Raw genomic sequence first — 13778 nt, forward strand, 5'->3', positions numbered from 1 at the left:
CGGCTGCTTCTGTGTGCGGCTGCTAATCGGTGAGGCGGACCAGGGTTGTGGTCGTGCCGCCGGAGGAGCCGGAATTGTTGCGGGCACTCGAGGTGGTGGAGCCGGGGGGAGTGGTTCCGGCGGTGCTCGGTCCGGTATCGCTGGCCGGGAGGGTGGTGCCCAGCAGGGGACCCAGCAGGCGGGGAAGATCGGAGGGGAAGGGGATCTGGGGTAGGCCCGGATCCGGGCGCAGAGGTGGCTGCGCGATCGTGGTCAGCGGGGTGGGGATGCCGGTCGGCGGGGTGGCGGCGGACTGGCCCGCGGAGGGGATCGGCGGGGAGGTGGTGCGGTGCGCCGGACTCTGATTGGCGGTGGTGCTCGCGCCGGAAGTGGGGCCGCTCGGCGGCGTGGTGGGGACGACCGGCTGCTGGGTGCCGGTGGTGGGTGGCGAATAGTTGGTGCCCTGCGGTTCGGGGACAAGCTCTTTCACGCCGTAGCCGATGATCAACCCGACCACGACGATGGCGCCGGCGAGCGTGCCCGCCAGCTTGGTGAAGGTGCCGATCGGCGCTTCCGAACCCCGGCTGATCACCGGGAACGCGGTCGGTGCGGCCGAATCCGCCACCAGCGCGGCACCTTTGGCGATCGCCGCCTCCGGCTCCCGCACGGTGAGCACCGGCACATCCAGCTGCCGCTCCAGACTCGTCAGCACCGCGGGGGTATTCGCGCCGCCACCGATGACCGCGACCGCCTCCGGGAACTTCGGCGCCCGCGCGAATACCGCGCGCGCGAATACCGCCAGCTCCCGCATGAGATCCGCGACCAGCTCGTCGAAGTCCACCCGGGTGAGCTTGAGCGGCTGCCCGGCCACATGGTCGATGGTCACCGCGGGCGCGATGGACAGATGCTCCTTGGCCGCCCGCGAGCGATTGAGCAGCATGCCCCGATTCGGGCGGGTGCCGCGCCGGGCCAGATGGCAGTCCAGCAGGTGTCGCAGGATCAGCTCGTCCACGGCATTGCCGCTGACCGTCGCGGTGCGTTCGGAGCGCAGCACGGTGTCGTCGGCGTGATCGGCCACGGTGACAGTCGTCCCGGTGGCACCCAGATCGAGCACGGCCACCGTCTGATAGCGATCCAGCAGCCCGGTGTGCCGCAGAAAGGCCAGTGCCGCCGTGCTTTCCGGGATGAGTCGCACGTCGCGGCGTTGCCGCCCGATAGCCGACCGGATGATCTGGGCCTGTTCCCGGTCCCGATAGGCGACCGCGATGTCACCGGGTGGTCCCGGGGTCGAATCATGGTGTGCGGCGGCCGCGATCGCGGCCGGATGCGCGCCGACGGGATACACCGTGTCGCGCGGGATCTGAGTGGTCATCAACTCGATGGAGGAGGCCACCAGATCGCCGAGATCGCTGTGAGCCGTATCCGCGGTGACGACTCGATAATCGAAGTGCTGTAGGCCGTTGGGGGTGGTGGCGACCGTCGCCGAGCACACCACCTCGCTCCCGGCGGAGATGCCGAGGGATGTTCGCATGTTCACCTCCCTTCGAGCGGATGGTCCTGGTGTAGACGACCATCTCGAACGGACTCTGGAACCGTCGGGTGTTCGACGGACGATTCCGAGCTACGGATCCGGCGGGGCCCTTGTCCGATGGGGCGTCGGGACCAGCCAGCGATCACTTGCGGTAAGGCTCTCGTCTCAGCTCTGTGCGGAGTGCTCCCGCGCAGTGGGGTGAAGCTTCTGTGTAACTGTCCGGCGGTGACGTGACGCACTCGATGCAGCCCTGTCACGCGACCGTCGTCAATGATGTCACAATCCGTTATCCGAACGTTACAGATTTTCGTATTTCTTTGGAAGCCCTCAGATTCTTCGGCCGTTCCGGTCGGCGAGTCGCATTGCGAGGCGGCCCGCCGTCGTGTTGCGCGCCCGGCTATGCGGCATAGAGTGCGGCAATAGCAGAGGCTGGCCTTGAGCGCTGGCACTCCCGTGTATAGAGTGCTAGGTGGCACTGGGCCATGGTCCCGGCACCCGCGACGACGGGGCTTGTGCGCAGCGTCAGCAACGTGACCGAAACCGTGAGCTCGGGGAACCGCCCCGGGCGCGAAGACCCCTGAAAGTGGAGGGCTCAACGTGGCGAGCGTGAACATCAAGCCGCTCGAGGACAAGATCCTCGTCCAGGCCAACGAGGCCGAGACGACGACCGCCTCCGGCCTGGTCATCCCCGACACGGCGAAGGAGAAGCCCCAGGAGGGCACCGTCATCGCCGTGGGCCCCGGCCGCTGGGACGAAGATGGCGAGAAGCGGATTCCGCTGGACGTCAAGGAAGGCGACGTCGTCATCTACAGCAAGTACGGCGGCACCGAGATCAAGTACGCCGGTGGCGAATACCTGATCCTGTCGGCGCGCGACCTGCTGGCAGTCGTCACCAAGTAAGAACGACTCTCCGGGACCTCTTCAAGGGGGCTCCGCCCCCCGAAGCCCCGGACACTCCGCCCCGCGTCGTCGCTTGCAGAAGCCATCGGCCGGGGCGGAATGCGTTCGCCCCCAACCCACTTCAGGAGTAGGTACACACATGCCAAAGCAGATCGAGTTCGACGAGAAGGCTCGCCGGGCTCTGGAGCGCGGCGTCGACAAGCTCGCCGACGCCGTCAAGGTCACCCTGGGCCCGCGCGGCCGGCACGTGGTGCTGGCCAAGTCCTTCGGCGGCCCGACCGTTACCAATGACGGCGTGACCATCGCCCGCGATATCGATCTCGAGGACCCGTTCGAGAACCTCGGCGCGCAGCTGGTCAAGAGCGTCGCCACCAAGACCAACGATGTCGCCGGTGACGGCACCACCACCGCCACCGTGCTGGCCCAGGCGCTCATCAAGGGCGGCCTGAAGAACATCGCCGCGGGCGCGAACCCGATGACCCTCGGCAAGGGCATGAACAAGGCCGCCGACGCGGTCACCGCCGCCCTGCAGGCCATGGCCACCCCGGTCGACGGCGAGAAGGCCATCGCCCAGGTCGCCACCGTCTCCTCGCGTGACGAGGAGATCGGCGCGCTGGTCGGCAAGGCCCTGACCACCGTCGGCAAGGACGGCGTGGTCACCATCGAGGAGTCGTCCAGCACGCAGACCGAGCTGGCGATCACCGAGGGCGTGCAGTTCGACAAGGGCTACCAGTCCCCGTACTTCGTCACCGATCCGGAGACGCAGCAGGCCGTCCTCGAGGATGTGCTGATCCTGCTGAACCGCGAGAAGATCAGCTCCCTGCCGGACCTGCTGCCGCTGCTGGAGAAGATCGCCGAGGCGAACAAGCCGGTCCTGATCATCGCCGAGGACATCGAGGGCGAGGCGCTCTCCACCCTGGTGGTCAACGCGATTCGCAAGACCCTCAAGGCCGTCGCCGTGAAGGCCCCGTTCTTCGGTGACCGTCGCAAGGCGTTCCTGGACGATCTGGCCATCGTCACCGGCGGCACCGTGATCAACCCGGACCTGGGCATCACGCTGCGCGAGGCCGGCCTGGAGGTGCTGGGCAAGGCCCGTCGCGTCGTGGTCACCAAGGACGAGACCACCATCGTCGAGGGCGCCGGCACCGCCGACGCAATCGCGGCGCGGGTTTCGCAGCTGCGCATGGAGATCGAGAACACCGACTCCGACTGGGATCGCGAGAAGCTGGAAGAGCGCCTGGCCAAGCTGGCCGGTGGCGTCGCCGTGATCAAGGTCGGCGCGGCCACCGAGACCGAGCTCAAGGAGCGCAAGTACCGCGTCGAGGACGCGGTCTCCTCCGCCAAGGCCGCGGTCGCCGAGGGCATCGTCCCCGGAGGCGGCACCGCCCTGGTGCAGGCGGCGGCCCAGCTGGCCGATCTGAAGGCGTCGCTCACCGGCGACGAGGCCGTCGGCGTCGAGGTCGTGCGCGCGGCTCTGCTGGCTCCGCTGTACTGGATCGCCAGCAATGCGGGCGTCGACGGTGCGGTCGTGGTCTCCAAGGTCACCGATGGCAAGGACGGCTTCAACGCCGCCACCCTGACCTACGGCGACCTGGTCTCCGAGGGCGTCATCGACCCCGTCAAGGTGACCCGCTCCGCGGTCGAGAACGCCATCTCGGTCGCCCGCATGGTCCTCACCACCGAGGTCTCCATCGCGGAGAAGCCGGCCGAGGAGGCCGACCACGGCCACCACGGTCACTCGCACTGAAAGTAGCTGCCGCACACCGCGGTTGAGCCACTGACAAGGCCCCCGGACACGAAAAGTGTCCGGGGGCCTTGCCGTAACGGTCACCTCCACCCCGCCGCCATTGTCCTTGCCGCGCGGAAGTTGCCCCGCCGCGCACGAAATCGCCACGGGGTACATGCGCGGCATGTACCCCGTGCCTCATCCAAATCCCTTCCCCCGGAACAACATGCGATCCGAGTGGCGCTGTCGGCCCGCCTCGCGCCCTCGGAGAATTCCGATCGCGCGGGCGGTGCGTGGGACGCTCCGCGGGCGAAATCCGCCGCGAGCCGGGTTGTCCCGAGCCGTGATGGTTCGCGGTTGTCCCGAGCCGTGCCGGATCGCCGACGGCGAGTGCGCGGTTATGGGGGATGGCGGTGGTGAAGTCGCGGTGTGAGGTCTTGCGAGGAGCTAATGCGCGAGGGACCTGTTCGCGCCAAGGTTTCGACTGCGCCACGGGCGTATTCGCGCCAAGGTTTCGACTGCGCCACAGGCGTGTTCGCGCCAAACCTCTTCGGCGGTACAGGCGGCTGCGCGTGATGCGCGATTTCAGCGGCGACTGTGCGTTGTGGCCCGAGAAACCCGGAGCCATCCGCCGGTAGGTGCACGCTCGAGCTTACGACGAGTAAAGGCGTGAGGCCCCGGACTGGTTGTCCAGGGCCTCACGGGAGTGTTGGGAGTCGGTGCGCGGCAGGGGGCTGGCGGTCCGGTTACGGACCGGTCGGGCGTCCTGGTGTGCTGGGCCGACTGGTGTATCAGTCGCGGATCGCGCGCGGGCGGCCGTTGCCGGAGTGGAGCGCGGAGCCATTGTGATGGATTGCGGTGGGTGGCGCCTGGTCTGCTGCTACGGCTGCGAGTAGACGTTCGCGGAGTGCGGGCGGTGGCGGTGTGGCCGCCACGGTCGCCAGCAGGGCGAGAGCCTCTCGGGTGTGCTGCACTTCCTGGGTGAAGTCCGCGCGCAGTAGCGGGTCGTCGGTATCCAGTAATTCCCGCACCGCGCGCTGATCTTCGTCGCCGATCGATCCCAGCGCGACAGTGTGCGCGAGATCGATCTGGCTTTCGTTCATCTCACGTCACTCCCAAACTTTTCTTGAGTCGTGTCAGTCCATCCCGAATACGGGACTTAACGGTAGGTAACCCTACGCCGAGATAGGCCGCGACCTCGGCATATGTACGTCCGCCGAAGTAGGCGAGCGAGATGGCTTCGCGTTGGGTCTCGGTCAGGGTCTCCAGACCCCGTAGGACCGCCTGCTGTTCGAGTCGTCGACCGACCTCTTCGGTGACCTCGTCGAATTCGTTACCGAGGGTGCTGGTTCCGTAGGCGACCTCGCGCTGGGCGTGCGCCTGTTCGGCACGTACCCGATCGACCGCGCGGCGATGAGCCAGTGTCATGAGCCAGGTGACAGCGGAGCCCTTGGCCGGATCGAAATTGGCCGCGGTGCGCCAGATTTGGAGGTACACCTCCTGGGTGGTCTCCTCCGCGTAACCAGGATCGTGTAGCACCCTCAGCACCAGGCCGAAGACCCGAGCGCAGGTGCGGTCGTAGAGCTCGGCGAATGCCGGCTCGTCGGACTGCCCGCAGCGCTGGAGAAGTGCGGCTAGTTCGAGGCTTTCGGCTGCGCGTGCCGTCATCGCAGAGTCGGCCGGTGTGGCCGTACGAGCGTTCCTGGAACTCTGGAACGAGTCGCCCTCTGCGGCCGGCGGCCGCGCCGTCACAACGCTCCGTTCTGTGTCATCGGTCACGAGGGTAGCCGGTCGCTATCACCTCCTCCCGGGTGGGGGTGTTCGGGTGGGGATTTCGGCTGATTCGACTGTCGCGCAGCCGTTTTCCGATTTGTCCGACTTGCCCGAACATGTCCTTTGCGGGACACGCGAAGACGCGCCGGAGTTGGTAAGAATCGCCGAAGCCTTGCCAGTTCCAACCAGCCTCTGCTGCGGCAGTGGCCGGTTATTTGCTAGGCATTCGGCGCGCCGCGCCGCGCGGATGGGAAATTTTCTGAACTCACACCGGCCGTGGTCAGCGGGAACGAGGTCGTGTGCCTCGCCCGCACCGCTGGTACCCAGCTGTCACAGGAGTGCTCACACAGCCGCCGCAGCTGTGTTCGCGGATTGCTCAGGCGACCGCCCGGCGGCGGTTCCGGCGGGCGTGCATCTCACGCTCGGTCTCGGACATTCCACCCCAGATGCCGTAGGGCTCGCTGACTTTCAGCGCGTGCGAACGGCACTGCAACAGGACGGGGCAGGCGCGGCAGACTTCCTTGGCGCGCATCTCGCGCTGGGCTCGCGCCCGGCCACGTTCGCCATCGGGATGGAAGAACACCGATGAATCCTGTCCGCGGCAGGATCCGCGCATTTGCCAGTCCCATACATCGGCGTTCGGACCAGGGAGGTGGGTCGGCATGGGCATGGTGAACTCCTCTTGGTGCGAGCTCGTCGGCATTGTCGAGCGGTGCTGGTGAGCAAACAGTGGGCCGCATCACCGGGTTCCGGCGATCGCACTCCGAAGGCTCCGTAATTTCACACGGCGCCGACGGCGGCGATGTCGTACGTTAGGTCGGGGAATGAATTCGCGTCAATAGTCCGTTCCATCCGGATTCAAATACCGGCGCATTAGAGAATTAACATCTTTGCTATTTACAAAGTGGGTCACCTGTGGCGATACTGATCGGTTGCCCAGCGGTCGCCGATCGGCGCGATAGCCGATCCGACTTGTCAAAACACCTGGTAGGGCGCACTTTTTGGGCGCGAATGCGATCAGCCCCGGCTATGCCGGGATGGCGATCAGCGTGATCTCAACCATTGCGCCCCATGTCGTGAGCCCGATCGAGATGGCCGCTTCGAGGCGCTCAGGTTAATAACGCGAAACGCCATACGAATTCCTTACGGGCGTGCTAGGCGATAGCGAGCACAGATTTACCGAGTGGAAACACAATGACGCTGATGAATGCTGAAAGATAGCTGAATTTCTATGCTATGGCGGCTGTCGCCGGTCGAGGCGGCACTGGTTACAGTGCGGCAGTGCCTGTGCTCGAAGTGAACCCACTCCTGCTCGATACCGCCTTCGGTGGCGCGCCCGGTCGCGCTGCCACGGGATTGCCCGCCGCGCGGACCACAGTCGAAAGTTGGTTCCGCGCAGTCTCACTCAGCGGAATCGGGCACTACGCCGCCGCGCGCGTCGAGCTCCGTCACGCCCGCGCGTCGGCCACCGATCCGGTGCTGCGCTCACTCACGTACAGCCTCGAGGGCTCACTGCTGCGCCAGCTCGGCTGGCACGCCCGCGCCGCCGTCGCCGACGGCCGCGCCGCCGCCCTGGTGCTGCCCGCCACCCCCGTCCCCGGGCGTGCCGGAATCGACCCGACCGCCCGCCGGGTCATCCTCGAGACGGATATCGCTCGCGCCGAAGCGGTTTGCGACGCATTGACGGGCCTGGCCGCCGATGCCCTCGGCACCGCGCGCCCGGAGCTTGCCGCCCGGCTGCTGCACCGTTGCCGCAACCATCTCGGGCAGCATCTTCCCGATCCGGGAACCGCTTGGCGACAACGCATTCGACTGCACTGGGTATCTGCCGAGACCGCGCTGTGCGCTCCCGGAGCCGGTTTGATCGCCACGCCCGAACCCATCGGTCCTGTTCCAGGGGTCGCAGACGGCGCATCCGGATCGTCGGATCCGGCTCTCGCACATGCGGAGACCGCGCTCGCCCTCGCCGAGGACTCACCCTCGCAACGACATCGGGTCAAATCCCGGCTACTGGTCGCCGCCGCCTGCGCGGCCACCGGTGACCTGGACCGATCCCGCGCGCTCGCGGCCGAGGTAGCCGGGGAGACGGCGGAATTCGAACTGCTGCCGCTGCGCTGGGCCTGCGCCATGCTGCGTTCGGGTATCGATCCGGAATCCGGCGCCGCCGCCGAAGCTGCCGAATGTGCGCGTTTGCTGGCTCTTCGCGGGGGTCGATTGCGTTCGGCGAGCGACACTCTCGACCGTCCCTGAGTGGTCCCCGAGAGGTCCCTGAGTCGTCCCCGAGACTGACCCCGTAACGCCTGGCTCGAGTGAGTCAGCCGCTATTGTTGGACCGTTCCGCCCCTCCGCGGAAGCACCGGCCTTCCAGTCACGGTGCCACTCGCAACGCCAGGATCAGCTCTGACGATGAACAATACGGGTGAGGAGTTGGACCCAGCCGTCGTCGCTGCCGCCGCGCAGGGCGACCGGTCTGCTCTAGCCCAGGTACTCGAGAGCATCCGCCCCCTTGTGGTGCGGTATTGCCGTGCGCGTATCGGGTCGGCCGAACGCGGTCAACTCTCCGCGGACGATGTCGCGCAGGAGGTTTGTCTGGCCGTCATGACGGCCCTGCCGCGCTATCAGGACCAGGGCAGACCGTTCATGGCTTTCGTGTACGGCATCGCCTCCCACAAAGTCGCCGACGCTCATCGCAATGCCGCCCGTAACAAAGCGGATGCCATGGCCGAAGTACCGGATGTCATATCCACCGACCAGGGGCCGGAACAGCGGGCTCTCGAATCGGAGACGAGTCGGCAGATGAATTCGCTGCTGGCCACGCTTCCGGAAAAGCACCGAGAGATCCTCATCCTGCGCTTGGTCATGGGTTTGTCAGCCGAAGAAACCGCAGTCGCCGTGGGCAGTACGGCGGGTGCTATACGAGTCGCCCAGCATCGGGCACTCGCGAAACTCAAGTCTCAAGTGGCGAGGGCAGGTGAAATGTATGGCTAGGGATGGCGAGCGCGGTCGGGGCGACTGGAAGCGGCTTGGATCGCAAGACAGCGGTCCCTACGCCGAGGCGGCCGGTGACACCGGGCCGGTGGACATCGCGGCGGTTCGTCGCGACGACGCGCTGATCGATGCCATCTCCGGCGACGGTCCCGTGCAGACGGGCACCACGGAGGAGTATCAGCTCGCGGCGTTGCTCGCGAACTGGCGTGCCGAGATTCTGGACGAGCCGATGCCGGCCGGTCCTGATCTGGACACCATCGTGGCCGCGGTCAATCAGGAGATCGGTGCCCGGCAGGCGCGGATCGGCGCGCAGTCGGGTGGGCGACTACGGCTACTTCGACCCATTCTGGGGTCGGCGGCCGCGCTGGCATTGATCTTCGGTGGTCTGACGGCCTTCTCGTACAACGCGAACCCGGGTGATCCGCTGTGGCGGGTCAAGGAGGTCGTGTTCAGCGAGCAGGCGCAGAGCACGGTCGTCTCGCGTGCCGACAACGATCTGGTCCAGGCGCAGGAACTCATCAATCAGGGGCGTCCGGAGCAGGCCAAGGCGTTGCTGGAGAGCGCGTCGGCGAATGTCGATCAGGTCAACGACAACGGCAAGAAGGACGATCTGCAGGATCGCTGGCAGCAGGTGCTCACCTCGCTGGCGAAGGTCGCTCCCGATCTGGCCACCTCGCTGATGCCGGCACCGCCGGTCCCAGTGCCGGTCACCGGGCAGCCGCAGGGGACGACCGGTCCGGGTGCCACGGTGGCGCCCACCACCGTGCCCGGCACGAATGGCGGCAGCACCGCGCCGTCCTATGATCCGCGCGGTCTGGACACCACCGAACCCGGTACCGGGCCGATTACCGGCGGACCGACCACCCTGCCGAACTCCTTGCCCAGCACCGTGCCGTCGCAGCCGGGCACCGTGGAACCGTCGCAGCCCGCGACGATTCCGAGCGCCGGACCGACGACCATCGCGGAGCCTCCGACCGGGGCTCCGCTCACCACGGCTCCGGCGGGTGGCCAGCAGCCGGTCACCCAGCCTCCGGTGGAGAAGACCATCCCGGTGGTGCCGAGCGCGAATCCGGTTGTCCCGACGCTGACGATTCCGTCGGTGCCGCTGCCAGGAGGGCCCAAGTGATTACCGGGTGCGCCGGGACGAGCTACCACAGGTATAAATAAACAGCCGACCCCACTTGGTGCCGGCTTTTCATTCCAGCTGTTGTCTGATTCTTCGTACGAAAAGCGGGCCCGCGTTCGATGAACGCGGGCCCGCTTTTTCGGTTCTAGATGTCGAACCCGTCGAACCCGTCGCCGTGTAGCGCCTCGTTCATCGAGGCATCGGCATAACCGCGACAGTAATCCCAGGTGACGTACGCCTCGGGGGTCGGGTCGTAGGCGGGCTCATGGGGGCGCACCGTGCCATCCACCAATAGCTGGAGGAGGTTGGCGCGCAACATATCCCAATCGTGGTAATGGTCCTGTCGGCAGTCCTCGCAGCTGACCACGAGTCCGCGGATTCCGCGGTGGGCCAGCAACGCCTCATATACCGCGAGGTCGGCGAGATCCTCCTCGACCGCTAGGCGCTCGTGAGGATCCAGCGGTTCCCCCGGCTCGATGGCATCGAGCGCGGCCGACGGGTCGGAGGGATCTCCGGCGAATGGATCCGGCGGCAAGCCAGGTGGTAGATGGTCACGCACAGTCCCACGGTACGCAGAAAGTGGGTGTCTGCGCCAGCGCTGTTGAGTATTTGCCCCTACTTTGCGGCGCTGCCGAGGAGTGGCATGCGACACATGACCAAAGCGCCCTAGTTCGCGGCCCGCCCCATTTCTGGACCGAGTGGAGCGGGGGAGCGCAGCGGAGGAGCGGAGGGAGGGAAGAAATGGGGCTTCGGGGGCCGCGAACAGCCGGAGCGGAGCGGAGGCAAGTGAGGCGCAGATTGGGGGACCGATACCATGGTTGACCAAAGGCCGGGTGGTGAACGCCGGCATTGTCATTCATCCAGTCGTCCGCCGGGATCCGGGCCGGGGGACTGTGCCGAGCTCCAGGAGGGGTCGATCCGATGAGCAGTCCCGTTACGGGCGAACGAAACGCCGGCCGCCCTCATACGGGTGGCGACGATCCGAACAAGGTCGCAATGCTCGGCCTCACCTTCGATGATGTGCTGCTGTTGCCGGCCGCCTCGGATCTGATTCCGAGCGCGGTCGACACCTCGAGTCGTCTCACGCGAGATATCTCACTGCGCACGCCGCTGGTGAGCTCCGCCATGGACACCGTCACCGAAGCGCGGATGGCCATCGCCATGGCGCGTGCGGGCGGTATGGGCGTGCTGCACCGCAATCTGTCGGTGGCCGCGCAGGCGGCTCAGGCCGAGACCGTCAAGCGGTCCGAGGCGGGCATGGTGACCGATCCGGTGACCTGTCGCCCCACCGACACGCTCGGCGAGGTCGACGCCATGTGCGCGCGCTACCGCATCTCCGGGCTGCCGGTGGTGGACGAGGCGGGCCAGCTGGTCGGCATCATCACCAATCGCGATATGCGGTTCGAGGTGGATCAGAACGTTTCGGTCGCCGAGATCATGACCAAGGCGCCGCTGATCACCGCTCGGGAGGGTGTGACCGCCGAGGCCGCGCTGGGTCTGCTGCGCCGCCACAAGGTGGAGAAGCTGCCCATCGTGGACGGCAATGGCAAGCTGCGCGGGCTGATCACCGTCAAGGACTTCGTCAAGACCGAGCAGTACCCGAATGCCACCAAGGACCGCGACGGGCGACTGCTCGTCGGTGCCGCGGTCGGTGTCGGTGAGGACGCCTGGGCGCGTGCCATGACCCTGGCCGATGTCGGCGTCGATGTGCTGGTCGTGGATACCGCGCACGGGCATCAGGCGGGCGTGCTGCAGATGGTCGCCAAGGTCAAGGCCGAGGTCGGCGACCGGGTGCAGATCATCGGCGGCAATGTCGCCACTCGCGCGGGCGCGCTGGCGCTGGTCGAGGCGGGCGTGGACGCGGTCAAGGTCGGTGTCGGTCCCGGTTCCATCTGTACGACTCGCGTGGTCGCGGGTGTCGGTGCGCCGCAGATCACCGCGATTCTCGAGGCGACCGCCGCGTGCAAGCCGCACGGTGTGCCGGTCATCGCCGATGGCGGCGTGCAGTACTCCGGTGATATCGCCAAGGCGATCGCCGCGGGCGCGTCGACCGTCATGCTGGGTTCACTGCTGGCGGGTACCGCCGAGTCCCCGGGTGAGCTGATTCTGGTGGGCGGCAAGCAGTTCAAGAGCTACCGCGGTATGGGTTCGCTCGGCGCCATGCAGAGTCGTGGTGAGGCCAAGTCGTACTCCAAGGACCGCTACTTCCAGGACGATGTGCTGTCCGAGAAGAAGCTGGTGCCCGAGGGCATCGAGGGCCGGGTGCCGTTCCGTGGTCCGCTGGACCAGGTGATCCACCAGCTGGTGGGTGGCGTCCGCGCGGCCATGGGTTACACCGGCGCGCAGACCATTCCGGATCTGCAGGCGGCGCAGTTCGTCCAGATCACGGCGGCGGGTCTGAAGGAGTCGCACCCGCACGACATCACCATGACCGTCGAGGCTCCGAACTACACAACCCGCGCCTGAGATTCGTTCGCGGCCCGCGCGTTTCGTGCGGGCCGCGAACCATGCCGCCACCCGGGCGGCACTTCAGGCCACAGAGAGGATTGAACTGTCATGCGCGATATGGTCGAGATCGGCATGGGCCGGACCGCCCGTCGCACCTATGAGCTGGACGATATCGACATCGTGCCGTCCCGGCGGACGCGGTCGTCCAAGCAGGTGTCCGTGGCATGGCAGCTCGACGCCTACCGGTTCGAGATCCCGTTCCTGGCGCATCCGACCGACGCGCTGGTGTCGCCGCGCTTCGCCATCGAGCTCGGCAAGGCCGGTGGGCTCGGTGTGATCAACGGTGAGGGCCTGTGGGCTCGGCACGCCGATGTCGAGGCCAAGATCTCCCAGCTCGCCGAGGTCGCCGAGAAGGAGGGCACCGAGGCCGCGGTCCAGCTGCTGCAGCAGTTGCACGCCGCGCCGATGCAGCCCGAATTGCTCGCCGCCGCGGTCGCCGAGGTGCGCGCCGCCGGTGTGACCACCGCGGTGCGGGTCAGCCCGCAGAACGCGCGGGCACTCACCCCGGGCCTGGTGCAGGCCGGAATCGACCTGCTGGTCGTGCACGGCACCATCATCTCAGCCGAGCATGTCGGCGATGGTGAGCCGTTGAACCTCAAGACCTTCATCGCCGAATTGGATGTGCCCGTGGTGGCCGGTGGCGTGAGCGATCACCGCACCGCACTGCACCTGATGCGCACCGGTGCCGCCGGTGTGATCGTCGGTTACGGCTCGCTGCAGGGCGCGACCACCACCAATGAGGTACTGGGCATTCGGGTTCCGATGGCGACCGCCATCGCCGATGCCGCCGCCGCGCGCCGCGATTACCTGGACGAGACCGGTGGCCGGTACGTGCATGTCATCGCCGACGGCGAGACGCTGAGCTCCGGTCATATCGCCAAGGCCATCGCCTGCGGTGCGGACGCGGTCATGCTCGGCGTGCCGCTGTCCCTGGCGCAGGAGGCTCCCGGCGCCGGCTGGTACTGGCCGTCGGCCGCCGCGCACCCCTCGGTGCCGCGTGGTGCGTTGCTGCCCTACGCCATCGACGAGGAGCGCGTCCCGCTCGCCCAGGTCCTGGACGGCCCGTCCAACGACCCGTTCGGTTCGCTGAATCTCGTTGGCGGCCTGCGCCGTGCGATGGCGAAGACCGGTTACTCGGACCTCAAGGAATTCCAGAAGGTCGGCTTGAATATCCGGGCTTGAGCTGTCTTGCCTCTCCGGGACTTTCGCGCCCGGCTCGGGTGCCGTAGGTCGTTGGGGACGCGTGG

General features: G+C 67.1%; 12 protein-coding genes. 7 read left to right on the plus strand and 5 right to left on the minus strand.

Annotated elements, in window-relative coordinates; genetic code table 11:
• Nucleotides 1-22: 22 nt before the first annotated feature.
• Nucleotides 23-1510, minus strand: a complete 1488-nt coding sequence (locus GFY24_RS15045) for an Hsp70 family protein (RefSeq protein ID WP_153805674.1) — start codon at nucleotides 1508-1510, stop codon at nucleotides 23-25.
• A 597-nt stretch (nucleotides 1511-2107) separates the two neighbouring features.
• Here GFY24_RS15045 and groES point away from each other — a divergent pair.
• Together groES and groL are read left to right on the plus strand one after the other, a co-directional pair.
• Nucleotides 2108-2410 carry a co-chaperone GroES gene (gene groES, locus GFY24_RS15050; protein ID WP_067561862.1) on the plus strand — a complete coding sequence of 101 codons (303 nt, stop codon included), beginning with the start codon at nucleotides 2108-2110 and terminating at the stop codon, nucleotides 2408-2410.
• A gap of 139 nt (nucleotides 2411-2549) precedes the next feature.
• On the plus strand, nucleotides 2550-4157 hold the full coding sequence (gene groL / locus GFY24_RS15055; protein ID WP_153805675.1) for a chaperonin GroEL: 1608 nt from the start codon (nucleotides 2550-2552) through the stop codon (nucleotides 4155-4157).
• A 770-nt stretch (nucleotides 4158-4927) separates the two neighbouring features.
• Here groL and GFY24_RS15060 read toward each other — a convergent pair.
• The 3 genes from GFY24_RS15060 to GFY24_RS15070 form a co-directional block, all read right to left on the minus strand.
• Nucleotides 4928-5239, minus strand: a complete 312-nt coding sequence (locus GFY24_RS15060) for a hypothetical protein (protein ID WP_228566337.1) — start codon at nucleotides 5237-5239, stop codon at nucleotides 4928-4930.
• 1 nt (nucleotide 5240) lies between these two features.
• Entirely contained in the window at nucleotides 5241-5804 is a 564-nt protein-coding gene (locus GFY24_RS15065) for a sigma-70 family RNA polymerase sigma factor (protein ID WP_153805676.1), read from the minus strand.
• A gap of 481 nt (nucleotides 5805-6285) precedes the next feature.
• Nucleotides 6286-6579 carry a WhiB family transcriptional regulator gene (locus tag GFY24_RS15070; RefSeq protein WP_153805677.1) on the minus strand — a complete coding sequence of 98 codons (294 nt, stop codon included), beginning with the start codon at nucleotides 6577-6579 and terminating at the stop codon, nucleotides 6286-6288.
• Between the two features lie 611 nt (nucleotides 6580-7190).
• On the opposite strand from GFY24_RS15070, the gene GFY24_RS15075 reads away from it, so the two are divergent.
• From GFY24_RS15075 to GFY24_RS15085, 3 genes are all read left to right on the plus strand, one after another.
• Nucleotides 7191-8159, plus strand: a complete 969-nt coding sequence (locus GFY24_RS15075; protein WP_309230870.1) for a hypothetical protein — start codon at nucleotides 7191-7193, stop codon at nucleotides 8157-8159.
• A gap of 156 nt (nucleotides 8160-8315) precedes the next feature.
• Nucleotides 8316-8897, plus strand: coding sequence for a sigma-70 family RNA polymerase sigma factor (locus GFY24_RS15080; RefSeq protein ID WP_067561873.1), 582 nt, complete (start codon nucleotides 8316-8318; stop codon nucleotides 8895-8897).
• Nucleotides 8890-10023, plus strand: a complete 1134-nt coding sequence (locus GFY24_RS15085) for an anti-sigma-D factor RsdA (RefSeq protein WP_153805678.1) — start codon at nucleotides 8890-8892, stop codon at nucleotides 10021-10023. Before GFY24_RS15080 ends, GFY24_RS15085 begins: the two co-directional genes overlap by 8 nt.
• 145 nt (nucleotides 10024-10168) lie before the next feature.
• Here the strand turns inward: GFY24_RS15085 and GFY24_RS15090 are convergent, their stop codons facing one another.
• On the minus strand, nucleotides 10169-10582 hold the full coding sequence (locus tag GFY24_RS15090) for a DUF5319 domain-containing protein (RefSeq protein WP_067561879.1): 414 nt from the start codon (nucleotides 10580-10582) through the stop codon (nucleotides 10169-10171).
• Between the two features lie 362 nt (nucleotides 10583-10944).
• Here GFY24_RS15090 and guaB point away from each other — a divergent pair, with 362 nt between their 5' ends.
• Together guaB and GFY24_RS15100 are read left to right on the plus strand one after the other, a co-directional pair.
• Complete coding sequence (gene guaB / locus GFY24_RS15095; RefSeq protein ID WP_153805679.1) at nucleotides 10945-12489, plus strand: IMP dehydrogenase; 1545 nt, start codon at nucleotides 10945-10947, stop codon at nucleotides 12487-12489.
• Nucleotides 12490-12579: 90 nt separating this feature from the next.
• On the plus strand, nucleotides 12580-13713 hold the full coding sequence (locus tag GFY24_RS15100; protein WP_153805680.1) for a GuaB3 family IMP dehydrogenase-related protein: 1134 nt from the start codon (nucleotides 12580-12582) through the stop codon (nucleotides 13711-13713).
• Nucleotides 13714-13778 lie beyond the last annotated feature (65 nt).

The organism is Nocardia sp. SYP-A9097 (genome assembly GCF_009649815.1).
Taxonomy (GTDB): Bacteria; Actinomycetota; Actinomycetes; order Mycobacteriales; family Mycobacteriaceae; genus Nocardia.